We start from the raw sequence: 23,611 nt of genomic DNA, 5'->3' as shown, positions 1-23,611 counted from the left end.
TTTCCAGTGCACAATGGCTCACCCTTTTTGCATAGGTCAGTCATGAATGCCATATTGTGTCCTGCCGTATCCGGCCCCTGCGATCCGCCGGGGGTCTATCGCACCCTTCTTGAATCGACCAAGGCCATTCCCTGGCGCATCGACTGGTCGACCATGCAGTTCACCTACATCGGGCCGCAGATCGAAGCATTGCTCGGCTGGAGCCCGGCGAGCTGGCTGTCGGTGAACGACTGGGCCGAGCGCATGCATCCGGAAGACCGCCAGAAGACCGTCGATTTCTGCGTCGCGCAGTCGCAGCAGGGCGTGGACCACGAAGCCGACTACCGCGCCCTCACGCGCGACGGCGATTACGTCTGGATCCGCGACGTGGTGCATGTGGTGCGCAAGCCCGATGGCAGCGTGGAAGCGCTGGTCGGCTTCATGTTCGATATTACCGAACGCAAGCAGGCCGAGGACAAGATCCTGCAGCTGCAGCGCGACCTGGAAGCGCTGTCCTACCGCGACAGCCTGACCGGCATCGCCAACCGCCGCATGTTCGACACCATGTATCCAGTCGAATGGGCAAAGGCGCAGGCGACGGGCGAACCGCTGTCGCTGGTGATGATCGACATCGATTATTTCAAGCAGTACAACGACCGCTACGGCCACGTCCAGGGCGATGCCTGCCTGCGCCGGGTGGCGGCGGTGCTCGATACGTGCGCCTCGCGTTCACGCGACCTGTGCGCGCGTTTCGGCGGCGAGGAATTCGTGCTGCTGTTGCCTGCCACCGATGCGGAAGCGGCGCGCGGTGTCGCCGAGCGCTGCCGCAAGCTGCTGCGCAACGAGGCGATCACCCACGCCAGTTCCGGCGCCGGCCGCACGGTCACCATCAGCATGGGCGCCGCGACCATCGTGCCCGGCTCCCATGACGACGCGGCGGTGTTCCTGGACCGGGTCGACCGCCGCCTCTACCAGGCCAAGTCCGCTGGACGCGACCAGGTTTGCGACAGCGAGGCGTGATGCGGCCCGCTCAGCGGCTCTTCGCCACTCGCCACACGGTGTTCGACAGGTCGTCCGCCACGATCAATGCGCCGCGCGGATCGACGGTCACGCCGACCGGACGCCCGCGCGTCTTGCCGTCGTTATCCCGGAAGCCCGTGACGAAGTCGACCGGCTGCCCGGCCGGACGTCCATCGGCGAACGGCACGAAGACCACCTTGTAGCCCACCGGCTGGCTGCGGTTCCAGCTGCCGTGCTCGCCCACGAACACGCCGTTGGCGAACGCCTCGCCCATCACAGGCGATGAAAACGCCAGGCCCAGCGCCGCGACGTGCGAGCCCAGCGCGTAATCCGGCTTGATCGCCGAGGCGACCTTCTTCGGATCCTGCGGCTGCACGCGGTGGTCGACGTTCTGGCCCCAGTAGCTGTAGGGCCAGCCGTAGAACGCGCCTTCCTTCAGCGAGGTCAGGTAGTCCGGCACCAGGTCCGGGCCCAGTTCGTCGCGCTCGTTGACCACCGCCCACACCTGGCCGGTGCCGGGCTGGATCGCCAGCGCGGTCGGGTTGCGGATGCCGGTCACGTAGGGTTTGTAGGCGCCGGTGTTGACGTCGATCTGCCACACCATGGCGCGGTCGCGCTCGGCTTCCATGCCGCGCTCGGTGATGTTGCTGTTCGAGCCGATGCCGACGTAGGCGAAGCGGCCGTCGGCGCTGATCGCCAGCGACTTGGTCCAGTGGTGGTTGATCTCGCCCGGCAGCTTGGCGATGCTGGTGGGCGTGCTGGCGGCCCTGGTCTGGCCTTCCTGGTAGTCGAAGCTGACCAGCTCGTCCTGGTTGGCGACGTAGATCTTGTTGTTGGCGTAGGCCAGGCCGTAGGGCGCGTTCAGGTTTTCCGCGTATACGGTGCTCAGCTCGTACTTGCCGTCGCCGTCGGCGTCGCGCAGCAGGGTCAGGCGGTTGCCGCCCTTGACCGAGGTATTGCCCTTGGCCTTGATGTAGCCGGCGATCACGTCCTTCGGCTTCAGCTTGGCGGCATTGCCGCCCTTGCCTTCCGCGACCAGGATGTCGCCGTTCGGCAGCACCAGGGTCTGGCGCGGCACCTTGAGGTCGGTCGCGATCGCGGTGACGGTGAAGCCCTGGGGCACGGTCGGCTTCAGGTTGCCCCATGCTTCCGGCTCGGCGATCTTCATGCTCGGCAGCAGGCCGCGCTCCGGCGCGGGCAGCTTGGGATCCGCGCCGCGCGCCTGCGTGTCCGCGCCCTTTTCGCCGCATGCGGCCAGGAGCAGCGCCATCGCGGCCAATGCCAGTGGTGTCAGGCGCTTCATGCCGCACCTCCCACGCGGGTGGTGAGGCCGACCCAGGCGGCGGCGATCGCCAGCACGGTGACGATGACCGAATAAATCAGCGCGCCCGGCATGATGGCCCAGGCATCCTTCGCATGCTGGAAGCAGTTGATCAGTCCCAGCACGAAGGTCAGCAACAGCAGTACGAAATACAGCAGGGGGCGCCCGGCCTTGCGCTGTTGGCGCAGCAGATTGACCAGGGCGAACAGCAGGGCCAGGCCGCAGAAGAGCTCGGCGCCGGCGAGCAGCCAGGAGGCAAAATTGCTCCACTGGATCTGGTGGCTGTCGTTGTAGGCGAGATCGCTCAGCAATGCGCCCAGGTACAGGGGAACGGAGCCGGCAAGCAGGATGGTATGCACAGGTCCGGGTGTGCTGCGATAGGCCGGGCTGGCCGTCATCGTCGTAGACATGGAATGGTCCTTGGTGATTTTCTTGCTTAGATCATATCGGCCATGAAAACTTCCTGTCGCCTTGTTGGCGTCATTACATTCGCAACGCCGCTGGCATTCGCTTGTCACGATGTCACCCATCTGTCACGAAGCTGCAATATGACAGTGATAACGTTAGGCAACTTCAGCTTGTGTCCCCCTCGCAAGTGCCTTATTCCACGCCGTCCACCTTGTCCGCGCTGCGCCACCACGTCCTGGCCATGGTCAGCTCCGCCCTGATTCCCGTGACATGCATCCTGGGCGTCACGATCATGATTTCGATCTGGCTGTTCTACGCCGACCGGGTGGAACAGGAAAAGGCCGTGGCCCGGCATACTGCGACCACCAGCGGCGAGAACATCGTGCTGATCGTCGCCACCAATCTCGAGGAAGTGCTGGGCCGCGCCAGGCTGTATGCGCGTATCGCCGAAGACTTCGGCAAGTCCGGCCCCGCCAATGTGTTCCGGCTGAACCCGCAGCAGGTCGGCGACTCGGCCTACGTGCGCGCGGCGGTCTTCGATGCCCGGGGCGAGCTGGTCTACTCGTCGGCCGGGCGCGGCCAGGAAGCCGAGCTGCGCGCGGTTCTCGCGCGCGCGCTGGGCGGGGGAGATAAAGGAGCCCAGGCGGGCGAGGCGGCGCGCATCGCGGTCGGCTACCCGTCCGCCGGCGAGCGCACCCCGTGGCGCCTGCCGGTGCTGGTCCGGCTCGGGGAAGAGCGAGCGGCGCGCGGCTATTACGGCGCCCTGGTCGACCTCGGCTACTTCCTCGGCAGCTACCGCAACGTCGACCTGGGGCCGGGCGGACGCATCGAGATCGTGCACCAGGACGGCACGCCGCTGGCGGTGATGCAGGGCGGCATCCTGATGCCGCAGGCGGCGCCGGCCGAAGGCGGCGGCGTCGGGCAGCTGCTGGCGCAGCGGGCGCTGAACGACATTCCGATCCGGGTCTCGGTCATCCAGGATCCTGCCCTGCTGCTCGGCAAGCTCGAAGCCCAGCACCATTCCTACCTGGTGCGCTCGAGCGTCTACTCGGCCATCGTGCTGGTGCTGACGCTTGCCGTCTCGATGGGCCTTTGGCGCCAGCAGCGCCTGCACCGGGAGGTGGCGACTTCGGAACAGGAAAAGCAGCGCCTGATCGGCCAGCTCGAACAGGAAAAGGTGCGCGCGCTGGCGCTGGCCTCGCAGGACCACCTGACCGGCCTGGCCAACCGCCGGATGTTCCAGGAAATGGCGGCGGCGGAACTCAAGCGGGCCAGGCGCAGCAGGAACCTGTACGCGCTGCTGTTCTTCGACCTGGATCGCTTCAAGCTCATCAACGACACCCTGGGCCACGGAGTCGGCGACCAGCTCCTGAAGGGGGTGGCGGCCCGCCTGCGCGCCGCGGTGCGCGACTACGACCTGGTGGCGCGCCTGGGTGGCGACGAATTCGTGGTCTTGCTGTCCGAAGTGCCGTCGGAAGAGTTCGTCGCCCAGCTGGCCGGCAAGCTGGTGCAGAACCTGTCGGCGGTCTATCCCGATCTCGACGGGCACGACGTCGACACCACGCCGAGCGTCGGCATCGCGCTCTACCCGCGCGACGGCCAGGATCTCGACCAGCTGCTGCTGCATGCCGACCAGGCGATGTACAGCGTCAAGTCGCGCGGCCGCGGCTTCTTCAGTTTCTACGACGTCTCGCTGAACGCCTCCAGCGCGCTGCACACCGAGCTCGCCGCCCGCTTCCGGCCGGCCCTGCAGGAGGGCGAGTTCCGCCTGCACTTCCAGCCCAAGCTCCTGCTGGAAACCCTGGAGGTGGTCGGCCTGGAAGCGCTGATCCGCTGGGACCACCCGGAGCATGGCCTGATCTTCCCAGGCGACTTCATCCCCCTGGCCGAGGAGCAGGATTTCATCGTCCGGCTCGGGCGCTGGATCATCGATGCCGTGTGCCGCCAGCTCGCCGCCTGGCGCCTGGACGGGGTGCCGCTGGTGCCGGTGGCGATCAATGTCTCGGCGCGCCAGCTGCGCGACGACAAGCTGACCGGCGACTTCATCGCCACCCTGCTCGAGCACGGCATCGAGGCGGCGCTGATCGAGATCGAGATTACCGAGAGCAGCCTGATCGAGGACACGCCGGTGGCGCAGCGCAACCTGGACGAACTGGCCCGGGCCGGCATCCGGCTGGCGCTGGACGATTTCGGCACCGGCTTTTCCGGCCTCAGCCGCCTCAAGCAGCTCCCGATCAGCACCGTCAAGATCGACCGCTCCTTCATCGGCGACATCCGCAACGATACCAACGACGCCGTCATCGTCGCCTCGACGATCTCGCTGGCCCACAACCTCGGCCTGACGGTGGTCGCCGAGGGCGTCGAAACGCGCGACCAGCTGGTGCACCTGAAGGCTGCCGGCTGCGACCAGGTGCAGGGCTTCTACCTGCAGCGGCCGGTGGCGGCGGAGCAGGCCGCGGCCATCCTTCACAAGAAAATCTATTCCTTCTGAGCGCCATGAATCCATCGACGCGCCGCCGTACGCTCTGCCGGCTGCCCATGCTGCTGGCGCTCGCCGGCCACAGCCCTGTCTCGTTCGCAGCAAGCTGCGAGAACCCGGCGCGGCTGCGCTTTTCCATCATCCCGCGCGGCGACGTCAAGCAGGAGCTGGCCGAGCTGCAGCCGCTGCTCGACAAGCTGCGGGCGGCGCTCGGGGTCCCGGTGGAGGCCTATGTCGCGCCATCCTACGGCGCGGTGGTGGAAGCGCTGGGCTCCGGCGCGGTCCAGCTGGCGCGGCTCGGGCCGGCTTCCTACGTGTCGGCGCGGCGCGCCGATCCGCAGCTCACCGCCTTTGCCAGCTACGCCAACAAGGCGGGACCGTTCCAGCCGGCCGGGCCCTTCTATCATTCGCTGCTGGTCGTCCGGGCCGACGGCGGTCTCGCGAGCATCGATGCCCTGCGCGGCAAGCGCCTCGCGCTGGTCGATCCGGACAGCACTTCCGGCGCCCTGATTCCGCGCCACGTGTTCGGCAAGCTCCTGGGGGGCAGGCTGGAATCCTGGTTTGGACAGGTGGGCTATACCGGCAGCCACACCGAATCGGTGAACAAGCTGCTGGCGCGCCAGATCGACGCCGCCTTCGTGGGCAGCCAGAACCTGGCGTCGGAAGCGGCGCGCCATCCGTCGATCGCGGCGCAGCTGCGGGTGATCTGGCGTTCGGACGCGATTCCGACCGACCCCTTCGTGTTCCGCGGGCAGCTGTGCGCCGCGGTCAAGGAGAAAATCCGCGACGCGTTCCTGAACCGCGGCGGGCCGCAGAGCGCGGCGGTGCTGGACCGGCTGAACGTGGCCCGCTTCGTCCCGGTGGCGGACCGGGACTACCAGATCGTGCGGGAGATTTATTGAAGGCTTACTTCAGGCGCAGGAACATCACCTTGTCGGCGTCGAAATAATAGGTGTCGCCTTTCGACTTCACCAGCGCATAGATATTGTCCTGCACATGCTCGATGTGTCCGGTACGGCTTTCGTCGCCGACGAAGTGCACCTGCCATTCGGCGTGGTCGCTGGCATCCTGGTGCTGACTGGCGTACTCGAGTGCGGCGCTGACGACGTTGCTCATCTTGTTCTCCAAATTAGTTCAAGGACGTTGCTTGTGAGTTACAGCTTACAAGCAACTGCGTGCCGGTTCAATCCCATGCCTGCGGATTGTCCCGGGTCTGCGCATCCTCCCGGCGGATGGCGCCACCCGAGAGCACGCGGCCCATCACCATGCTTTTGACCCCATTCGACTTGAGAAATTCGACCGCGCCAGGCGTTCCGATGGTTCCCTGGAGCAGCACAGCCTGCCGGACGATGCGTTCGGTGTCGAGCGGCCGGGGGTGGCCCGATGCGGGCGATGGAGAAGCACGGCGTTCAGCTAGTAAGGTTTCCATGACGACTTCCTTGAGAACATGCACGCATCGCATGCGGCAAAAAAAATCCGCCGACTCGCAAGTCGAGTGGCGGATAACACGTTGGTTACGTGAGGAGACGCATGCACTTTAGCGCGCCTTCATGTCGTGTTCATGACAGCACCTGCCCTGTGCGTCGCTTAACAGACGCATCCACGCCTTGTCCGCCACCCTGTACACCGGACCTGGAGAAACCATGAGCATCGCGCACGACAGCAAGGCAGCCGCAGAAACAGTTCAGGAGGCGCCCCGCAAGGATTCGCAGAAAGTCATCTACGCCGCCATCGTCGCCAACCTCGGCATCGCTTGCGCCAAGTTCATCGTCGCCGCCATCACCGGCAGCGCGGCGATGGTGGCCGAAGGGATCCACTCGGCGGTCGACACCGGCAACGAGTTCCTGCTGCTGCTGGGCGAGCGCCGCGCCGCGCGGCCGGCCGACCGCAAGCACCCTTTCGGCTACGGCAAGTCGGTCTATTTCTGGGCGCTGATCGTGGCGTTGTCCGTGTTTTCGCTGGGCGGCGGGCTGTCGATCTACCATGGCGTCGAGGCGCTGCAGAACCCGCCACCGCTGGAAGACCCGACCTGGAACTACGTCGTGCTGGCGGTGGCCGCGCTGTTCGAGGGCTATAGCTGGAACGTGTCGCGCAAGGCGCTGAACGCGGTGCGCCAGCCGGGCACCAGCCTGTGGCAGGCGGTGCGGGCCAGCAAGGACGCCTCCGTGTTCACGGTCTTCATCGAAGACTCGGCCGCGCTGCTCGGCCTGGCGATCGCCGCCGCCGGGATCGCCATCGGCCACGCCTTCGACAATCCCTACCTTGATCCGGCGGCCTCGATCCTGATCGGCCTGCTGCTGGTGGGCGCCGCCTTCATGCTGGCGCGCGAGACCGGCGGCCTGCTGGTCGGCGAAGGCATCGGCCGCGAGCAGCTCGCCAGCCTGCACGCGCTGTTTGCGCGCGAACCGGCGCTGGATTCGGCGGCGAGCCTGCGCACCATGCAGATGGGGCCGGAAGAGGTGCTGCTGGCGGCCTCTGTGCAGTTCCGGCGCGGCATGCGCATCGATGAAGTCGAGCAGGCGATTGCGCGGCTGGAGGCGGCGATCGCGGCCGAGCATCCGGTCATCAAGCACGTGTATTTCGAAGCTTCGGCATTGCGGGCGGCCATGCATTGACTGGACGGTGGCGGTGGTACGATTGCCGGGTTTCCCCGCTCAACCGCCCCGGAGCCGCCATGTCCCTGAATCCGCAGCAATCCTACGTCTACCTCGCCGAAGACGGCTCCTCGCAGTGCTTTTCGGCGGAGACCTTCTGGAAGCAGCCGCCGTCCGAGCTGGACGAGGCGCCCGGCGGCTGGCTGATCAGCGAATTCGCGTTTACCGAGGATTGGCCGACCTGGGAAATGCATCCGCATGCGGACGAATTCGTCTACCTGCTCTCTGGTGCGGTCGAGCTGCACCTGGAACAGGGCGCGTCGGTTCGGAAGATTGCCTTGAACGGCAGCGGCGCGGTCGTCGTGCCGCGCGGTGTCTGGCACACCGCCAAAGTGCAAGCGCCGAGTCGCATGCTCCACGTCACGCGCGGCGCCGGCACCGAAACGCGCCCGGCCTGAACCTTTCGTCCTCCAGGGTCGACCCGCCGCCAACCGTATGGCGGAGAAACTACGCCGCCCGGCGCAGCATTGCCGCGATTCCCTGCGGCGCCACCGGCCTGCTGAAACAGAAACCCTGCATCTGGTCGCAGCCATGCTGCTGCAGGAAGTCCAGCTGCTCGCGGGTCTCGACGCCTTCGGCGATCACGTTCAGCTTCATCGAGTGCGCCAGCGCGATCACGGCGTTGACGATGGCGGCGTCGTCCGCGTCCTGGGTCAGGTCCATCACGAAGGAGCGGTCGATCTTGAGGCTGTGGATCGGGAAGCGCTTCAGGCTGGCCAGGCTCGAGTAGCCGGTGCCGAAGTCGTCGATCGCCAGCTGCACGCCCATCGCGGCCAGGCGGCCCATGGTTTCGGTGGCGGCGGCCGGATTTTCCATCAGCACGCTCTCGGTGATCTCGAGCGTCAGGCAGGCCGGGTCGCAGCCGGTCTCCGCAAGCAGCGCCCTGACGCGCTGGGCCACGTCCTGGCCGAGGAACTGGCGCGCCGACAGGTTGACGCTGACGCGCAGGCTCGGCAGGCCGGCCTCGACCCAGGCCACCTGCTGCTTCATGGCGGTGGCCAGCACCCAGTCGCCGATCGGGACGATCAGGCCGGTCTCCTCGGCCAGCGGGATGAAGTCGGCGGGCGAGACCATCTCGCGCTCGTGCGGCTGCCAGCGCAGCAGGGCTTCGACGCCCGTCACCGTGCCGGTCTCGATGTCGACCACCGGCTGGTAGTGCAGCAGGAATTCCTCGCGCTGCAGGGCGCGCTGCAGCGCGCCTTCCATGCGCAGGTGCTCGTAGGCCTGGGCGCCCATGGCGGCGGTGTAGAAGGAATAGTCGTTGCCGCCCTGTCCCTTGGAGCCGTACATCGCGCTGTCGGCGCACTTCAGCAAGGTGGTGCTGTCCTCGCCGTCGCGCGGGTACATCGCGATGCCGATCGAGCCGGAGGGGAAGACTTCCTGGCCGCGCAGCACCAGCGGCTGGAACAGGTTGCCGAGCAGCTTGCGCGCCACCTTGGCGGCGTCTTCCTCGCCGGCCAGGTCGGGCAGCACCACCACGAATTCGTCGCCGCCCTGGCGCGCCACGGTGTCGCTCTCGCGCAGGCTGGTCGACAGGCGGCGCGCGATCTCGACGATCAGCTGGTCGCCGGCGTCGTGGCCGAGGCTGTCGTTGACGTGCTTGAAACGGTCGAGGTCGATGAACATCACCGCCACCTGGCGCTTGGTGCGGTGCGCATGCATGATGGCCTGGCGCAGGCGGTCCTGCATCAGGACCCGGTTCGGCAGGCCGGTCAGGGCGTCGTGGTTGGCCATGCGCAGCAGCGCCTCCTCGGCCTGCTTCTGGCGCTGGATGTCCTTGACCACGCAGATGAAGCGCTGGTTGCCATTGGCGTCACGCATGCTCGACACCGTGACGCTGACCCAGACCGGGCTGCCGTCGCGCCGCATCAGGCGCTTCTCGCGCTGGTACTCGGTGATCTCGCCCGCCTTCAGGCCGCCGATCAGGGCCAGTTCCTCGGCCAGGTCTTCCTCGCACATGAACTGCTGGTAGAAGCGCGCCAGCAGCTCGACCTCGGTGTAGCCGAGGATGTGCGACATCTTGCTGTTGGTGCGCAGCACGCGGCCGTCGCTGCCCAGCAGCACGATGCCGACCGCGGCCTGGTTGAAGGTCAGGCGGAAGAATTCCTCGCTTTCCTGCAGGCGCATGCGCGCCTTGCGGCGGAAGGTGATGTCCTGGCCGATCAGGAGCAGCATCGGGGCGCCGTCCTTGCGGGTGCGGCGGATATTGAATTCGACGTAGCGCACGCCGTCGGCGCGGCCGTCGAACGTGGCCATCACGTGGTCCTGGGCGGCGCCCGAGGCCAGGGTCTCGATCGCGCGGTTCACCAGCTCGGTGCAGGGGATCAGCTCGTCGAGCGGGATGCGGCGCTCCTGCAGGGCGTCGTCGGGCGCGCCCAGCAGGTCGGCCATCATGCGGTTCATCGAGCAGGCGCGCAGTTCGCTGTCGACCACCACCAGGCCGGCCGGCATGCCGTCGATGACCTGCTCCAGGTAGTTCTGGTTCTGCAGGTTGCTGCGCTGGTCGGCGTGGGCGTAGGTGTCGAGCGCCAGGCCCATGTCGAAGCAGACGATCTTGAGGATCGCCTCGACGGCGGCGCGAAAGCGTTCAGGCTGGCCCTGCAGGCGCTGCCACAGGATGTCGTGCAGCTCGGACAGGTATTTGCGGTAGGCGCCGATGTACCACTTCGGATCGAGGCCGATGCGCTGGTGGGTCACGCCCACGCGTAGTCGTTCGCGGATGTAGTCCTGGCCGTAGTCGCCCGCCGTCAGGCTGCTGAAGTAGGCCGCCTGCAGGTGGCGCAGGCGGGTCTCGGCGCCGGCGCCGAGCAGGATGCGCAGCTGCGGGAAGGACAGCAGGTGGGCGTAGAAACGGTCGGAGAAGGCATGGCGCTGCGATTCCAGCAACTCCCGCACGTCGCGCAGCGCCGCCACGTCGGCATCGTCCAGCTCGAGGTAGGCCTTGCGCGCCGCGATTTCGTCGGCATCGAGGCCGATCTCGAGGGCGATGCCGTCGACCAGAAGGTGGAAATCGGCGGGATTACTTCGGTGCTGGGATGTCATACGGGGACCTACAGCTCAAATATTTACGCGAGGATAGTGTCATTGCATGATAGCAATCACCTCTTAGGCAATCGAGTAAATATTCACTAAAACTCACACAGCGTTGTTAATCAGCCATACAAGATCTGTGGTTGTGTTGCCACCAGTAAATATATCTTTGGGATTGCACAAAACTCCTTTTTTATGCGGGCGCACAGTAGGACGATTCCCATCCCGAGGAGACCGTCATGCAAGGCCAGCCCCTACTTCCCCTGCTGCTCGTCCTGGCCGCCAGCCCGGCCCTGGCCCAGGACCTGAGCGTCACCGTCACGCCGCTGCGCCAGCAGTTCGGCCGCAGCGACGAGGTGCAGGTGCGCGTCACGCTCACCAATACCGGCGCGGCGCCGCAGTACGTGCTCAAGTGGCATACGCCGGTGGAGGGCTTGACGGCGCCGCTGTTCGACATCCAGCGCGACGGCCTGCCGGTGCGCTATCTCGGGATCAAGGCCAAGCGTGCCGCGCCCGGCCCCGGCGACTACCTGCGGCTGGAGCCGGGCGCCGCGCTCGCCAGCACGGTCGAGCTGTCGGCGCTGTACGAGATGCACGTGACCGGCACCTATACCCTGCGCTACCGCACCAGCGCGGCCGGCCTGTTCGCCCCCCCTTCGCTGCAGCCGGCCGCCGGCGCCCTGACCTCGCCCCCGGTCTCGATCTGGGTCGAGGGCCGCCTGCCGCGCGGCGCCCGCCCGCCGGCGAAAGTGGCGGCCACCGGCAGCGGGCTGGAATTCAGCAAGTGCTCGAACGCCCAGCAGGAGCAGGTGGCGACAGCGGTCGACGCCGGCCGCGCGATGACGGTCGACGGCCACGCCTACCTGGGCGCCGGCCACGGCTACGGGGCGCGCTACACCAGCTGGTTCGGGGCGCTGGACGCGACCCGCGGCGCCAAGGTGAGCGGCAATTTCGCGGCGATCCGCGACGCCTTCGAGAACAAGCCGCTCAAGGTCGACTGCGGCTGCAAGGAGCCCTACTTCGCCTATGTGTACCCGGCCCAGCCCTACACGATCTATGTGTGCAAGGCGTTCTGGACCGCGCCCGTCACCGGCACCGACTCGCGCGGCGGCACCCTGCTGCACGAGCTCAGCCACTTCGACATCGTGGCCGGCACCGACGACCACGTGTATGGGCAGTCGGGCGCGGCCGAGCTGGCGCGCACCAATCCCGAGCATGCGATCAACAACGCGGATTCACACGAATACTTTGGCGAGAACACGCCGGTGCAACAGTTACGGTAGGCTGTATCGCGCCCTGGCGGACTGGAATGCTGTGTCACTGCGCCAGCAAGGGTTGCGGCGTGGCCGCCAGGATCATCACCGCCACGCGCCGGTTCTTCGCCTGGTTCAGGGGTGTGTCGTTCGGCGCCACCGGCCGCGTGGCGCCGTGGCCGATGGCCGACAGGCGCGCATCCTGCACGCCCTGCTCGATGAACAGCCGCACCACGCTCGCCGCGCGCACCGCCGACAGTTCCCAGTTCGACGCATACTTTTCATTCGTGATCGGCAGGTTGTCGGTATGTCCTTCGACCTCGATCGCGTGCGGATCGTTCTTCAGGAGGCCCGCGACCTCGCCCAGCACCTCGCGCGCATCAGGCTGCAGCACGGCCTCGCCCTGGTCGAACAGCACGCTGGCGTTGAGCTCGATGCTGATGCCGCGCGCGTTCTGCGTCACCCGCACCTGGCCTGATTTCACCAGCGGCATCAGGGTCGCGGTCAAATCCTTGGCCAGCGTTTCCATCCGTTCGCGCTCGCGCCGCGCCGCTTCCAGGCGCTTGCGGTTGACGATGTGGGACAGCGGCAGCACCGGCTCGACATTGGTGTTGACCTGCGGCGCCGCGCCGCGTCCGCCGAAGGCGTCGCCCAGGGCTTCGGACAGCACCGCATACTTGCCCTCGTTGACGATCGAGATCGCATACATCACGACGAAAAAGGCGAACAGCAGGGTGATGAAGTCGGCATAGGAGATCAGCCAGCGCTCGTGGTGCTCGCCGCAGGCCATCTGATCGTCGTAGCGTTTGCGCGCCATGAGAGACGGCCTAGTGACGCGCCAGCAGGCTGGCCACGCGCTCGTCGACCACGCGGGTATGGTCGCCGCTGGCCAGGTCGTGGAAGACTTCGGCCAGGATTTCGTACTGGCCCACCTTGTCGCTGACGATGGCCTTCAGTTTATTGCCGACCGGGTAGAAGAACAGGTTGGCCAGCCCCACCCCGTAGACGGTGGAGACGAAGGCGATGGCGATGCCCGAGCCCAGGCGCGACGGGTCGGACAGGTTTTCCATCACGTGGATCAGCCCGAGCACCGCGCCCAGGATGCCGATGGTCGGCGCATAGCCGGCGGCCGATTCCCAGATGCGCGCCGCCTGGCGCTGCGAGAATTCGTAGGCGTTGATCTCGCCTTCCAGCAGGCTGCGGATCTTTTCGGGGGCGATGCCGTCCACCACCAGGCGCAGGCCCTTCTGGACGAACTTGTCCTTGGTCCCCATGTACTGCTCGAGCGAGAGCAGGCCGTCGCGCCGCGCAGAGAGACTCCACAGGGCGATCTCCTGCGACAGCTTCTGGCGTCCGGATTTGGGCGGGAAGAACACCCAGCGCAGCATGCGCACGCCGAGCAGGAAGCTGCGCTTCTCGCTTTGCAGCAGCACCGCGCCGAAGGTGCCGACCACCACGATGGCGAAGGCCGCCGGCTGGACCAGCGAGGCGAAGCGACCGCCGTCGAGCGTGTGCCCGACCAGGATGCCCGCGATCGCGAGCGCCAGTCCGGCTACGCTTGCCCAGTCCACAACTGCTCCTTGAGGGCGGCGCGCAGCCGCGAGACCGCCTGGGTGTGCAGCTGCGACACCCGCGATTCGCTGACGCCCATGACGGCGCCAATTTCCTTCAGATTCAGTTCTTCCTCATAGTAGAGGCCCATCAACATCTTCTCGCGCGGCGGCAAGTTGTCGATGGCGTCGATGACGGCCTGGCGGAACCCGGTGTCCAGCAGGCTGCGCAGCGGGTCGGCATCGTCCACCGCATAGCGGTCGAGGAAGCCGTCGCTGCCTTCTTCGTTGTCGTGGAAGTCTTCGTAGTAGACCAGCTGGTGGCCGCCCGAGTCGCCCAGCATTTCCTGGTAGTCGGCGAGCGACATCTTGAGCGACTTGGCGATCTCGGATTCGCTGGCGGGACGGCCCAGGCGCTGGTTCAGCGCCTCCATCGCGGCCTCGACCTTGCGCATGTTCTGGCGCGTGCTGCGCGGCATCCAGTCGCTGTTGCGCAGCTCGTCGAGCATGGCGCCGCGGATGCGCAGCACCGCATAGGTCTCGAACTGGGCGCCGTGGTTGTCCTCGTAGCGGTTGATCGCGTCGAGCAGGCCCATCATGCCCGCCTGGACCAGGTCATCGACTTCCACCGAAGGCGGCAGCTTGGCCTTCATGTGGTGGGCAAGGCGCTTTACCAACGGCATATGCTCCGTCAGCAAATGGTTCTTGTCCGCTTTCCCTTTGACCGTGTACATGCGTTAAATGTTCTTTTTCTCTCTTGATCAGCTTACGCGGTTTCATGCCCGCATCGCGTGCAGCGCGAACTTCCCGGCGAGGCGACGGAAGGCGACCGATGCGCCCGCCAGCGGGAAGGCATCGACCACGGCCCGGCCCAGGCGCGCGGCGCGGTGCAGGTACTCGTCGGCCGGCACCGAGCCCATCGAGCTCAGGGTCACCGCCAGGTAGCGGCTCGCTGCGGTAGACATATTATCGTATACAACCTTGGCCTCGGCCTCTGTTGCTCCGGTAACCAGGATGCCGAAGGGACGGCGGCCCAATTGCTGGGACAGGCGCTTGATCAGGGCGTAGGCATTCGTGATCGAGGTGGCGGACGTTCCGACCTGCACCACGATCTCGGACGAGGCCATCAGCGGCAGCGGGAATTCGCCATCCGGGCCCAGTTCGCCATCGACCATCACGATGCCGGCCTGCTTGACCAGCACGTCGAAGGTCTTGGCCAGGCGGCGGGTGTCCGCATTGCCTTCCGGCGTGCCCAGGGTGGTGACGGAAAAACCCTGCGGCACCGCGTGCATGACCTGGTTCAGGGCCGCTTCCTGGCGCGCCACGTGGGCCAGGGTGGCCGAACGGGTCAGGCCCAGGCGGCGGGCGACGCCATAGTCGCGCTCGCAGGCGTCGACGATCAGGACCTCATTGCCGGTCTGGGCCAGCGAGGCGCCCAGGTTGACCAGCATCGCGCCCTTGTCGTCTTCAGGCGTGGCGGAGAGGAAAGTGACGATGCGCGGGCGCGGGCCCTGCAGCATCCGGCGCAGGCCTTCGGCCTGGTCGAAGTCGAAACTAGCCAAGGGTCACCTCGCGCATGCGGTCCGCATTGCTCATCGATCCCGCGGCGGCCATCATCAGCGGCAGGTCGGCGTCGCCGAACTGGGCTGCCGCGTTGCGGTTGTTGCGGAAAGCGCGGTCGATCAGCATGGCGCGGTCGGCCAGGTGCAGGTCTTCCGGCACGCGCTGGCCGTTCGAGATGTAGTGCAGGTTCAGTTTCTGGCGGATCACGACGTCCAGCACATTGCCGATCGACGCGGCTTCGTCCAGCTTGGTCATGATGCAGCCGGCCAGGCCCGTGCCTTGATAAGCACGCACCACTTCGTTCAGGGTCTCGTTGGTCGAGGTCGCGTTCAGGCACAGCAGGCGCTTCACGTCGGCGCCGGAGTCGCTCAGCATGGCGACCTGCTCGGTGACCATCTGGTCGCGCTGCGACATGCCGATGGTGTCGATCAGCACGGTGTGCTTGTTCTTCAGTTCCTTCAGGGCGATGCGCAGGTCGGCCTCGTCCTTCACCGAGTGCACCATCACGCCCAGGATCTTGCCGTAGATGCGCAGCTGCTCGTGGCCGCCGATACGATAGGCGTCGGTGGTGATCAGGGCCAGCTTGTCCGGGCCGTGGCGCATCACGCAGCGGGCCGCCAGCTTGGCGGTGGTGGTGGTCTTGCCGACGCCGGTCGGGCCGACCAGGGCGAACACGCCGCCCTTGTTGAGCAGGTCGTCTTCGTTGGCGATGGTGGTCAGGTTGCGGGCCAGCACGGTCTTGATCCAGCGCAGCGCGTCGGCGGCATCCTTGGTTGCCGGCATCTTTTCGATCAGGTAGCGCGCCAGGGTCGCCGAGAAACCGGCGGCCAGCATCTCGCGCAGCACGGCGGCCTTCTGCGGCTCGCGCTGGGCGGTGGCGTTCCACGACAGCTCGGCCAGTTGCGTTTCCATCAGGCCGCGCATGGCGCGGATCTCGTTCATCATGCCGCTCATCTCGCTGGCGGCGGATTCCTTGGCCTGGGCGATCGCGGCGCTCATCATCTGGGTCATGGCGGCCATGTCGATGCCCGGTTCCTGGGCAGGGGCGCGGCGGTTGACGTAGGTCGGCGGGACTTCCGGTTCTGCTTGCGGGGCGGCGCGGCGTTCGACGTAGGGCCGGGCCACGTCAGGCTGGCCGGCGAACGGGTCCATGGCCTGCGGTGCGGGCGCGGCGGCGCGCGGCGCCGGCTGCTGGCGCGGTTGCGGATCGCGCGCGGCGGCGGCGAAGGCGCTGCGCGAGAAGGTCGGTTCCGGGTCGAAATCGTTGTCGAAGGCGCCGAAGGCGGCCGGCTGCGGCTCTTCGACGGCCGGAGCGGAGAGCGAAGCGACGTCGTCGTTGTCCAGCGCCAGGATCTCGACCACGCCGTCGACCGGACGGTTGGAGAGGATGACCGCGTCAGGACCCAGCGCTTCGCGCACTTTGCGCAATGCATCTCTGGAAGTCGCTGCAGTAAATTTCTTCACGTTCATCAAGTTCTCCGCACTTCAAATCAGGTTCGCCGCGGGCGAAAGCGCCCGTCCATGAACAGCATTATTGGCGATGCCGTGCGGAAACCATCGGGGGAGAAAGAAGGGGAAAAGGGCCTATTTCAAAAGGCCGGAGTTGACAGCGGAAGCGCTCGCCGGGCGACGAATCACACGTATCCGCCCTTCAAAGCAACCAACGTCGGCCAACGTCGCATCATCTGCCCACTAACCAACGTCATCCCGGCGCAGGCCGGGATCCAATTTTGGGTCCGAAGTCAGCGCTATCGACTGACCGACAACATTGGGTTCCGGCCTTCGCCGGAAGTCGTAGGCCCCAGTGGGGCGTACGACGGTTTTTAAGCAAACGACTTCGTTTGCCTTGTCGGAAGGCCGCATTGCACGGCCCTCCCCTCTTACATCGGCACACCCACCAGGCTGGTCACCCGAATCGTCTTGGTCTCCGGCACCTCGTTGTGCGACAGCACCTTCAACTGCGGCACCGCGCGGCGCAGGAAGCGCGACAGCAGCACGCGCAGCGGGGCCGGGACCAGCAGCACCGGGGTGTGCCCCAGTTGCTCCTGCTGCTGGGCGGCGTTGGCCGCCTGCTGGGCGATGGTGTCGGCCAGGCCCGGTTCGATGCCGGTGCCGTCGCCGCCGGCGCCCATGGCCTGCATCAGCAAACGCTCGAGGCGGTTGTCGAGGGTCATCACCGACAGCTCGTTGGTGCCCGGGAACAGCTGCTGGACGATGGCGCGGCCGAGGGCCACGCGCACCATGGCGGTCAGCTCGGTCGGGTCCTGGGTCTGGCCCGCGTACTCCGACAGTGCCTCGATGATGGTGCGCATGTCGCGGATGTGCACGCCTTCCTGCAGCAGGTTCTGCAGCACTTTCTGCAGGGTCGACAGCGAGACGACCTTCGGCACCAGCTCGTCCACCAGCTTCGGGCTTTCCTTGCCCAGGTGATCGAGCAATGCCTGGACCTCGAGGCGGCCCAGCAGTTCCGACGCGTGCATCGTGATCAGGTGGTTCAGGTGGGTCGCCACCACGGTGCCGGCGTCGACCACCGTATAGCCCATGCTCTGCGCCTCGTCGCGCAGGCTGGCGTCGATCCAGGTCGCCGGCAGGCCGAAGGCGGGGTCGGTGGTGACCAGGCCCGGCAAGGTGCCGCTGGCCATGCCCGGGTTGATCGCCAGGAACTGGCCGCTCATCGCTTCGCCGGCGCCGACTTCCACGCCCTTCAGGGTGATGCGGTAGGCGGACGGTTTCAGTTCCAGGTTGTCGCGGATGTGCACCGGCGGCGCCAGGAAGCCGACTTCCTGGGCAAACTTCTTGCGGATGCCCTTGATGCGCTTGAGCAGCTCGCCACCCTGGTTCTTGTCGACCAGCGGAATCAGGCGGTAGCCGACTTCCAGGCCCAGGGTGTCGACCGGCATGACGTCCTGCCAGGTCGCTTCTTCCGACTCGGCCGGCGCGGCCGCACCACCCGCGCCGCCTGCGGCGCCGCCGGCGGCCGCGGCTTGCGCCTCGGCGGTCTCGGCGTCCGGCTGGCTCGCCTTGCGCTTGGCGATCATGTAGCCGCCGCCGCACAGGGCGCTGCCCAGCAGCAGGAACACCAGGTTGGGCATGCCCGGGATCAGGCCCAGGGCGAAGATGATGCCGCCGGTGATGTACAGGGCTTCCGGACGGGCGAACAGCTGGTTGGTCAGCTGGCTCGAGATGTCTTCGTCGCTGGCGACGCGCGACACCACCATACCGGCCGCGATCGAGATGATCAAGGAAGGGATCTGCGCCACCAGGCCGTCACCGATGGCCAGCAGGGTGTAGGTCTTGGCGGCTTCGCCGAAGCTCAGGTCGTGCTGCACCACGCCGACGATCAGGCCGCCGATCACGTTGATCAGGGTAATCATGATGCCGGCGACGGCGTCGCCCTTGACGTACTTCGAGGCGCCGTCCATGGCGCCGTAGAATTCCGCTTCCTGCGCCACTTCGTTACGGCGCTTGCGTGCATCGGCTTCACCGATCAGGCCGGCGTTCAGGTCGGCGTCGATCGCCATTTGTTTACCGGGCATCGCGTCCAGGGCGAAGCGCGCGCCGACTTCGGCGATACGGCCCGCGCCCTTGGTGACGACCGAGAAGTTAATGATCGTCAGGATGACGAAGACCACGATACCGACGGTGTAGTTGCCGCCGATCAGGAAGTGGCCGAAGGCCTCGACCACTTTACCGGCCGCGGCGCCGCCGGTGTGGCCTTCGGTCAGGACAATACGGGTCGAGGCCACGTTCAGCGACAGGCGCAGCATGGTCGAGACCAGCAGGATGGCCGGGAAGGCCATGAAGTCGAGCGGCTTGACCGTGTACAGGGCGGTCAGGAGCACGATGACGGACAGCGCGATGTTAAAGCTGAAGAACACGTCCAGCACGAAGGCCGGCAGCGGCAGGATCATCATCGCCAGCAGGACGATGATGAGCAGCGGGGCCGCGACGGCGCTGCCGCCGCGGTTGCCGAGTCCTGCCATCCATGCCGGTAGTTTGATGCTGTTCATCAGTGCATTGCTCCGTTGTTGCCGTTACTGGTCAAGGTACTGCCGGGGCCGGTGTAGGCCGGGTCGTTCGGGTCCATCTCTTTCGGCACCGCCAGCCTGGTCGGGCGATCCGGGTAGATGCCTTCGCCTTTCTTGTAGGCGCGCAGCTGGTAGACGTAGGCCAGCACTTCGGCCACCGCCGAGAACAGCTTCTCGGGAATCTCTTCGTCGATGTCGGTGTGCTTGAACAGCGCACGGGCCAGGGCCGGGGCTTCGAGCATCGTCACCTTGTGTTCAAGGCCCAGTTCGCGGATCTTGGCGGCCACGTCGTCGACACCCTTGGCCACCACCCGCGGCGCGCCCTTCTGGCCGTCGGTGTACTTCAGCGCCACCGCGTAGTGGGTCGGGTTGGTGACGATCACATCCGCAGTAGGCACATTCTGCATCATGCGGCCGCGCGCCATTTCGCGCTGCATCTGGCGAATCTTGCCCTTAATCTGAGGATTGCCGTCCGATTCCTTCGATTCCTGGATGACTTCCTGGCGCGTCATCTTCATCTTGTCGTGGTAGTGATACAGCTGCCACGGGGCGTCGATCAGGGCGATCACACCATAGGCGCCGACGATGAAGAGGAAGGCCTTGGCCATCAGCGCGCCCACGTGGGCGCTGCCGACGTTCAGCGGCTCCAGCGCCAGGCCGAGCATCGCCTCCTTCTGGCCCATGATGACCACCCAGGCCACGGCGCCGATCACCAGGGTCTTGGCGACGGCCTTCAGGAGTTCGACCAGGGAATTGGTGGAGACCATGTTGCCGATGCCCGAGATCGGATTCAGCTTCATGAAGTTCGGCATGAAGGCCTTGCTGGAAAAGTTCCAGCCGCCGATGAGCAGGGGCGAGGCGAGCGCGATGAACATGATGGCGCCGGCCAGCGGCAGGCAGGCCAGCAGCACGCCCACCAGGTCGCTGGTGATGCGTTCGATCAGGATGGAAGGGTTGTGGACCTGTTCGCGGTCGAGCGAGAGGCCGGACTGCAGGGCGTGTTCGAGCTTGCCGACCAGCGAGCCGCCGGTCATCCACAAGCCGGCGCCGGCGACCATCAGGACAGTAAACGTGGCAAGTTCGCGCGACCTGGGAACGTCGCCGTCTTCGCGGGCCTTGTTGAGCCTCTGCTGTGACGCTGGTTCTGTCTTTTCTGCGTCGCTGTCACCTGCCATCCGTCGCGCTCCTGTTACTGATGCTTATCCGAAACCACGATTATCTCAGGTGTTGCCGTACGGCTAGAAGCGAAACAGGCTCGGAAACACCCTTTATTTAGCCTTGTTCGCAGGAAAGCGACTCAGCAATTCCAGGTTTGCTGCCAGGCTGGCAAGCAACGTGCAAGAGCAGCATTATCAGTTGACCTAGTAAATGTACGTATATAAAGTTATCTATAAGCAAGGATACCCGCCGTACAGAGTTTCACGCCGTCAACCCTTTCATCCAGACTCTCGATGCCATTTCACCTTCTCATTTCCGTCCAAGTGCTTGCGACTGCCGCCATCAGCCTGCTCGCGATCCATCTTGCGGGCGGCGGCAATGCATCCCTCGCCATCCAGGCAGGCGCCTTCGTGCTGGCCGGCCTCGTCGCCAGCCGCCGGCGCTGGGCTGGGCTGGTCGCACGGATTCCCGCACCCTGGCTGATCGGTGCGATCGCGCTGCTGGCGGCAAGCGTGCTGCTGTTCGGGATCGAGATCGAAGGCGCGCGCCGCTGGCTCAGGCTCGGGCCGCTGGTGCTGCAACCGGCGGTGCTGCTCGGCTCCTTCCTGCTGCTGGCGATGGCGCGCGCCGATGCCGGTCCCACAAGCGCTCTCCTCGCCGGGCTGGCGCTACTGCTGGTCGGGATCGGCAACGATGGCGGCACCAGCCTGGCGTTCGCGCTCGGCATGACCGGGCTGTTGGCGGCCAGGCCGGCGCATTCGAAACGTCTGCTGCCGGTCTGGCTGGTCGCTTGCGGCATGGCCGCCTGGGGATGGATGCGGCCGGATGCGCTGCCCGCCGTCGCGCACGTCGAAGAGGTGCTGTCGCGCACGGCGGCGGTGTCGCCGGCAGCCGGCGTGGCCGCGTCGATCGCGCTGGCGCTGCTGCCCCTGCCCTTCCTGCTGGCGGCACGCGGAAATACCGAGCGCGGCGCTCCCCTTGCGCTGGCCGGCTTCTGGACCGGTCTCGCCCTCGCCGGCGTGCTTGGTAATTACCCGATTCCCGTGATCGGTTACGGCGCCAGCTTCGTGATCGGCTGGGTGCTGGCACTGGGAACGTTGTCGCGGGCGGCGAGACAGGCTACTCCCACCAATTGAGCGGCTCCCCCGCGATCAGGTCATACACATTTGCATACTGCCATTGGGCTCCGGGAAACGCATCGACGGCCTCCGCAAAGATCTGCTCGATGGCCGGAAAACCTGTTTCGATCGGGATGGTATAGACCATCGGCCCTGTGGTGTGGACGTCCAGCCGCCCTCCAGCCGCTACGACCATGGACGTGATGCTGCTCGCCGCCTCAGCCGTGACTCGCGGATCGCCCCATTCCGCAAGATAAAACTGAGCAGCAACGTTGCCTCCACGTGCTACGACTTCAAAGGCGTCAACTTCGTGATCGAGGATTCGTATCGTGTCCCCCGCTGCCAGTCCCATCGCATACAAGGGGGACCGGAGCAAAAGCCAAATGCCTTCTTCCAGCTGGTGTGCCGAAACCTTCTCGACGCCGGTTGTGGCAGATCCATCTACTGCGATATCGGCGTGATCATGCGCCATCACCTCCGGTCCTGCTCCAGCAACTGCGATTGAAATCTGCTCCCAGCCCTTCGGTCAGCTCCAGGACGCGCCACGTTCTTCCCGAGCCGTCCGTTTTCTCCACGCGGACGTTGACGATTTCCATACCTGCTTCACCAACCACCAGGTAACGGAAATCGGCACAGCCAGCAGAGCCACTGTATTTTGAAGAAGATCCGGTCAGAATGATCTTCTCCACTCGACCAATCGTTTTCATCACATCGGCCGACCGGAACACCCCATTCGTCGCCGCCTTGTTTCCATCTGAAATCAGAAAGGTAAGCAGTAGGCTGATAAACAACACGGTGACCGCCGCGAGCGAAATCAATACCAGATTTTTTTTCTTTAGCAGGAATTTCATTTTTCGCCAGACCAGATATGTCCTCTTTGAGTGCACTAAAGCAGGCAGCAGCGCCACTAAACTGAGGTGGCGACGAAGGCGATACATAGGCAAACACTCCGAACTTCATTATCGTTGAGCAAACTGCAATTTTGATGATGGAGACACCGTGAAAAGCATATTTACCCTGCTCGCATTCGCCATGGCCGCCTACGGCCCGTCCGCCCACGCCGGCAACCCGATCGTCCCCGGCTGGTACGCCGACCCCGAGATCCACATCTTTGGCAAGACCTGGTGGATCTACCCGACCTATTCCGCCCCCTACGGCCCGCCGGTGCGCGCATCGAACCTCACGCCCGAACAGCAGCGCATGCGCGAGCGCAAGGACCTGATCTGGGAGCCCTACCTGCACCAGACCTTCATGGACGTGTTCTCCTCGCCCGACCTGGTGCACTGGACCAGGCACCCGCGCGCGCTCGACGTCGAGAACGTCAAGTGGGCGGCCTATGCCCTGTGGGCGCCGTCGGCCATCGCGCACAATGGCAAGTACTACCTGTTCTTCGGCGCCAATGACATCAAGAGCAATGGCCAGCTGGGCGGCATCGGCGTCGCCGTCAGCGACCGCCCCGAGGGCCCGTTCAAGGATGCGCTGGGCCGCCCGCTGATCGACCGGATCGTCAACGGCGCCCAGCCGATCGACCAGATGGTGTTCAAGGACGACGACGGCCAGGTCTACATGTATTACGGCGGCTGGAAGCACGCCAACGTCGTCAAGCTGGCGCCGGACCTGCTCAGCGTCGTGCCCTTCCGAGATGGCAGCACCTACAAGGAAATCACGCCCGACCCGGCCTATGTGGAAGGCTCCTTCATGGTCAAGCGCAAGGGTGTCTACTACCTGATGTGGTCCGAGGGCGGCTGGACCGGGCCGGACTACAAGGTGGCGTATGCAATGAGCGACTCGCCCTTCGGCCCCTTCAAGCGCATCGGCACCATCCTGCAGCAGGACGCCCGCATCGCGCGCGGCGCCGGCCACCATTCGGTGGTGAACGTGCCCGGCACCGACGAGTGGTACATCGCCTACCACCGCCGCCCGCTCGAGAAGACCGACGGCAGCCACCGCGAGATGGCGATCGAGCAGATGCACTTCAATGCGGACGGGACCATCCTGCCGGTGACGCTGACCAACGAGGGCGTGAAGCCGCGGCCGCTGGCGCCTTGAA

At 65.8% G+C, this 23,611-nt stretch carries 23 protein-coding genes; 9 read left to right on the top strand and 14 right to left on the bottom strand.

What is annotated here, in order from left to right; translation table 11 throughout:
* Nucleotides 1-42: 42 nt before the first annotated feature.
* Entirely contained in the window at nt 43-999 is a 957-nt protein-coding gene (locus tag LQ564_RS04800) for a sensor domain-containing diguanylate cyclase (protein WP_231056929.1), read from the top strand.
* Nucleotides 1,000-1,009: 10 nt separating this feature from the next.
* Here LQ564_RS04800 and LQ564_RS04795 read toward each other — a convergent pair whose 3' ends face one another.
* Both LQ564_RS04795 and LQ564_RS04790 read right to left on the bottom strand, forming a co-directional pair.
* A complete protein-coding gene (locus tag LQ564_RS04795; RefSeq protein ID WP_231056928.1) occupies nt 1,010-2,302 on the bottom strand; it encodes a PQQ-dependent sugar dehydrogenase in 1,293 nt (430 codons plus the stop codon).
* Nucleotides 2,299-2,730 (bottom strand): DUF2231 domain-containing protein, encoded by a 432-nt coding sequence (locus LQ564_RS04790; RefSeq protein ID WP_231056927.1) that lies wholly within the window; start codon nt 2,728-2,730, stop codon nt 2,299-2,301. Before LQ564_RS04790 ends, LQ564_RS04795 begins: the two co-directional genes overlap by 4 nt.
* Nucleotides 2,731-2,900: 170 nt before the next feature.
* On the opposite strand from LQ564_RS04790, the gene LQ564_RS04785 reads away from it, so the two are divergent.
* Both LQ564_RS04785 and LQ564_RS04780 read left to right on the top strand, forming a co-directional pair.
* On the top strand, nt 2,901-5,219 hold the full coding sequence (locus LQ564_RS04785) for a putative bifunctional diguanylate cyclase/phosphodiesterase (protein WP_231056926.1): 2,319 nt from the start codon (nt 2,901-2,903) through the stop codon (nt 5,217-5,219).
* Between the two features lie 5 nt (nt 5,220-5,224).
* Nucleotides 5,225-6,109 (top strand): phosphate/phosphite/phosphonate ABC transporter substrate-binding protein, encoded by an 885-nt coding sequence (locus LQ564_RS04780; protein WP_231056925.1) that lies wholly within the window; start codon nt 5,225-5,227, stop codon nt 6,107-6,109.
* A 4-nt stretch (nt 6,110-6,113) separates the two neighbouring features.
* On the opposite strand, the gene LQ564_RS04775 is transcribed toward LQ564_RS04780, so the two are convergent.
* Together LQ564_RS04775 and LQ564_RS04770 are read right to left on the bottom strand one after the other, a co-directional pair.
* The gene (locus tag LQ564_RS04775) at nt 6,114-6,323 is read right to left on the bottom strand and encodes a hypothetical protein (protein ID WP_231056924.1); all 210 of its coding nucleotides are present in this window, start codon (nt 6,321-6,323) and stop codon (nt 6,114-6,116) included.
* A gap of 67 nt (nt 6,324-6,390) precedes the next feature.
* Nucleotides 6,391-6,636, bottom strand: coding sequence for a hypothetical protein (locus tag LQ564_RS04770; RefSeq protein ID WP_231056923.1), 246 nt, complete (start codon nt 6,634-6,636; stop codon nt 6,391-6,393).
* 214 nt (nt 6,637-6,850) lie between these two features.
* On the opposite strand from LQ564_RS04770, the gene LQ564_RS04765 reads away from it, so the two are divergent.
* Together LQ564_RS04765 and LQ564_RS04760 are read left to right on the top strand one after the other, a co-directional pair.
* Complete coding sequence (locus LQ564_RS04765) at nt 6,851-7,822, top strand: cation diffusion facilitator family transporter (RefSeq protein ID WP_231056922.1); 972 nt, start codon at nt 6,851-6,853, stop codon at nt 7,820-7,822.
* 59 nt (nt 7,823-7,881) lie between these two features.
* Nucleotides 7,882-8,259: a cupin domain-containing protein gene (locus LQ564_RS04760; RefSeq protein ID WP_231056921.1), complete on the top strand. Its 378-nt coding sequence runs from the start codon at nt 7,882-7,884 to the stop codon at nt 8,257-8,259.
* A gap of 49 nt (nt 8,260-8,308) precedes the next feature.
* Here LQ564_RS04760 and LQ564_RS04755 read toward each other — a convergent pair whose 3' ends face one another.
* On the bottom strand, nt 8,309-10,903 hold the full coding sequence (locus LQ564_RS04755) for an EAL domain-containing protein (RefSeq protein WP_231056920.1): 2,595 nt from the start codon (nt 10,901-10,903) through the stop codon (nt 8,309-8,311).
* A 227-nt stretch (nt 10,904-11,130) separates the two neighbouring features.
* Here LQ564_RS04755 and LQ564_RS04750 point away from each other — a divergent pair, with 227 nt between their 5' ends.
* Nucleotides 11,131-12,174 carry a M35 family metalloendopeptidase gene (locus tag LQ564_RS04750; RefSeq protein ID WP_231056919.1) on the top strand — a complete coding sequence of 348 codons (1,044 nt, stop codon included), beginning with the start codon at nt 11,131-11,133 and terminating at the stop codon, nt 12,172-12,174.
* Between the two features lie 34 nt (nt 12,175-12,208).
* Here the strand turns inward: LQ564_RS04750 and motD are convergent, their stop codons facing one another.
* From motD to flhF, 5 genes are read right to left on the bottom strand one after another with little or no spacing between them, the layout of a single operon-like run.
* Entirely contained in the window at nt 12,209-12,961 is a 753-nt protein-coding gene (gene motD / locus LQ564_RS04745) for a flagellar motor protein MotD (RefSeq protein WP_231056918.1), read from the bottom strand.
* 10 nt (nt 12,962-12,971) lie between these two features.
* Nucleotides 12,972-13,715 carry a flagellar motor protein gene (locus tag LQ564_RS04740; RefSeq protein ID WP_231056917.1) on the bottom strand — a complete coding sequence of 248 codons (744 nt, stop codon included), beginning with the start codon at nt 13,713-13,715 and terminating at the stop codon, nt 12,972-12,974.
* Nucleotides 13,697-14,428, bottom strand: a complete 732-nt coding sequence (locus LQ564_RS04735; protein ID WP_231056916.1) for an RNA polymerase sigma factor FliA — start codon at nt 14,426-14,428, stop codon at nt 13,697-13,699. Before LQ564_RS04735 ends, LQ564_RS04740 begins: the two co-directional genes overlap by 19 nt.
* 42 nt (nt 14,429-14,470) lie before the next feature.
* Entirely contained in the window at nt 14,471-15,256 is a 786-nt protein-coding gene (locus tag LQ564_RS04730) for a MinD/ParA family ATP-binding protein (RefSeq protein ID WP_231056915.1), read from the bottom strand.
* On the bottom strand, nt 15,249-16,727 hold the full coding sequence (gene flhF, locus LQ564_RS04725; protein WP_231056914.1) for a flagellar biosynthesis GTPase FlhF: 1,479 nt from the start codon (nt 16,725-16,727) through the stop codon (nt 15,249-15,251). Before flhF ends, LQ564_RS04730 begins: the two co-directional genes overlap by 8 nt.
* Nucleotides 16,728-16,778: 51 nt before the next feature.
* Here flhF and LQ564_RS04720 point away from each other — a divergent pair, with 51 nt between their 5' ends.
* A complete protein-coding gene (locus LQ564_RS04720; protein ID WP_231056913.1) occupies nt 16,779-17,084 on the top strand; it encodes a hypothetical protein in 306 nt (101 codons plus the stop codon).
* 53 nt (nt 17,085-17,137) lie between these two features.
* On the opposite strand, the gene flhA is transcribed toward LQ564_RS04720, so the two are convergent.
* Both flhA and flhB read right to left on the bottom strand, forming a co-directional pair.
* Nucleotides 17,138-19,267 carry a flagellar biosynthesis protein FlhA gene (gene flhA, locus LQ564_RS04715; protein WP_231056912.1) on the bottom strand — a complete coding sequence of 710 codons (2,130 nt, stop codon included), beginning with the start codon at nt 19,265-19,267 and terminating at the stop codon, nt 17,138-17,140.
* Nucleotides 19,267-20,460 carry a flagellar biosynthesis protein FlhB gene (flhB, locus tag LQ564_RS04710; protein ID WP_231056911.1) on the bottom strand — a complete coding sequence of 398 codons (1,194 nt, stop codon included), beginning with the start codon at nt 20,458-20,460 and terminating at the stop codon, nt 19,267-19,269. The genes flhA and flhB overlap by 1 nt, the downstream gene beginning before the upstream one ends.
* Nucleotides 20,461-20,766: 306 nt before the next feature.
* Between flhB and LQ564_RS04705 the strand changes: the two genes are divergently transcribed.
* Nucleotides 20,767-21,579, top strand: a complete 813-nt coding sequence (locus LQ564_RS04705) for a hypothetical protein (protein ID WP_231056910.1) — start codon at nt 20,767-20,769, stop codon at nt 21,577-21,579.
* On the opposite strand, the gene LQ564_RS04700 is transcribed toward LQ564_RS04705, so the two are convergent.
* Together LQ564_RS04700 and LQ564_RS04695 are read right to left on the bottom strand one after the other, a co-directional pair.
* Nucleotides 21,563-22,033, bottom strand: a complete 471-nt coding sequence (locus tag LQ564_RS04700) for a DUF4265 domain-containing protein (RefSeq protein WP_231056909.1) — start codon at nt 22,031-22,033, stop codon at nt 21,563-21,565. The genes LQ564_RS04705 and LQ564_RS04700 overlap by 17 nt on opposite strands.
* The gene (locus tag LQ564_RS04695) at nt 22,023-22,412 is read right to left on the bottom strand and encodes a hypothetical protein (protein WP_231056908.1); all 390 of its coding nucleotides are present in this window, start codon (nt 22,410-22,412) and stop codon (nt 22,023-22,025) included. The genes LQ564_RS04700 and LQ564_RS04695 overlap by 11 nt, the downstream gene beginning before the upstream one ends.
* Before the next feature lie 148 nt (nt 22,413-22,560).
* On the opposite strand from LQ564_RS04695, the gene LQ564_RS04690 reads away from it, so the two are divergent.
* Nucleotides 22,561-23,610: a glycoside hydrolase family 43 protein gene (locus tag LQ564_RS04690; protein ID WP_231056907.1), complete on the top strand. Its 1,050-nt coding sequence runs from the start codon at nt 22,561-22,563 to the stop codon at nt 23,608-23,610.
* The last annotated feature ends 1 nt before the right edge of the window (nt 23,611 follow it).

The sequence above is a fragment of the Massilia phyllostachyos genome (assembly GCF_021044825.1).
Taxonomy (GTDB): Bacteria; Pseudomonadota; Gammaproteobacteria; order Burkholderiales; family Burkholderiaceae_D; genus Telluria; species Telluria phyllostachyos.
This window is presented reverse-complemented; position numbering and strand designations above follow the sequence as displayed.

What these genes read in the sequence shown, in the direction of transcription:
- motD (WP_231056918.1), bottom strand. Translation starts at nt 12,961, where the DNA reads ATGGCGCGCAAACGCTACGACGATCAGATGGCCTGCGGCGAGCACCAC.
- LQ564_RS04770 (WP_231056923.1), bottom strand. Translation starts at nt 6,636, where the DNA reads ATGGAAACCTTACTAGCTGAACGCCGTGCTTCTCCATCGCCCGCATCG.
- LQ564_RS04755 (WP_231056920.1), bottom strand. Translation starts at nt 10,903, where the DNA reads ATGACATCCCAGCACCGAAGTAATCCCGCCGATTTCCACCTTCTGGTC.
- LQ564_RS04700 (WP_231056909.1), bottom strand. Translation starts at nt 22,033, where the DNA reads ATGGCGCATGATCACGCCGATATCGCAGTAGATGGATCTGCCACAACC.
- LQ564_RS04695 (WP_231056908.1), bottom strand. Translation starts at nt 22,412, where the DNA reads ATGAAATTCCTGCTAAAGAAAAAAAATCTGGTATTGATTTCGCTCGCG.
- LQ564_RS04790 (WP_231056927.1), bottom strand. Translation starts at nt 2,730, where the DNA reads ATGTCTACGACGATGACGGCCAGCCCGGCCTATCGCAGCACACCCGGA.
- LQ564_RS04800 (WP_231056929.1), top strand. Translation starts at nt 43, where the DNA reads ATGAATGCCATATTGTGTCCTGCCGTATCCGGCCCCTGCGATCCGCCG.
- LQ564_RS04750 (WP_231056919.1), top strand. Translation starts at nt 11,131, where the DNA reads ATGCAAGGCCAGCCCCTACTTCCCCTGCTGCTCGTCCTGGCCGCCAGC.
- flhF (WP_231056914.1), bottom strand. Translation starts at nt 16,727, where the DNA reads ATGAACGTGAAGAAATTTACTGCAGCGACTTCCAGAGATGCATTGCGC.
- LQ564_RS04760 (WP_231056921.1), top strand. Translation starts at nt 7,882, where the DNA reads ATGTCCCTGAATCCGCAGCAATCCTACGTCTACCTCGCCGAAGACGGC.
- LQ564_RS04780 (WP_231056925.1), top strand. Translation starts at nt 5,225, where the DNA reads ATGAATCCATCGACGCGCCGCCGTACGCTCTGCCGGCTGCCCATGCTG.
- LQ564_RS04765 (WP_231056922.1), top strand. Translation starts at nt 6,851, where the DNA reads ATGAGCATCGCGCACGACAGCAAGGCAGCCGCAGAAACAGTTCAGGAG.
- LQ564_RS04735 (WP_231056916.1), bottom strand. Translation starts at nt 14,428, where the DNA reads ATGTACACGGTCAAAGGGAAAGCGGACAAGAACCATTTGCTGACGGAG.
- LQ564_RS04775 (WP_231056924.1), bottom strand. Translation starts at nt 6,323, where the DNA reads ATGAGCAACGTCGTCAGCGCCGCACTCGAGTACGCCAGTCAGCACCAG.
- LQ564_RS04795 (WP_231056928.1), bottom strand. Translation starts at nt 2,302, where the DNA reads ATGAAGCGCCTGACACCACTGGCATTGGCCGCGATGGCGCTGCTCCTG.
- flhB (WP_231056911.1), bottom strand. Translation starts at nt 20,460, where the DNA reads ATGGCAGGTGACAGCGACGCAGAAAAGACAGAACCAGCGTCACAGCAG.
- LQ564_RS04720 (WP_231056913.1), top strand. Translation starts at nt 16,779, where the DNA reads ATGAACAGCATTATTGGCGATGCCGTGCGGAAACCATCGGGGGAGAAA.
- flhA (WP_231056912.1), bottom strand. Translation starts at nt 19,267, where the DNA reads ATGAACAGCATCAAACTACCGGCATGGATGGCAGGACTCGGCAACCGC.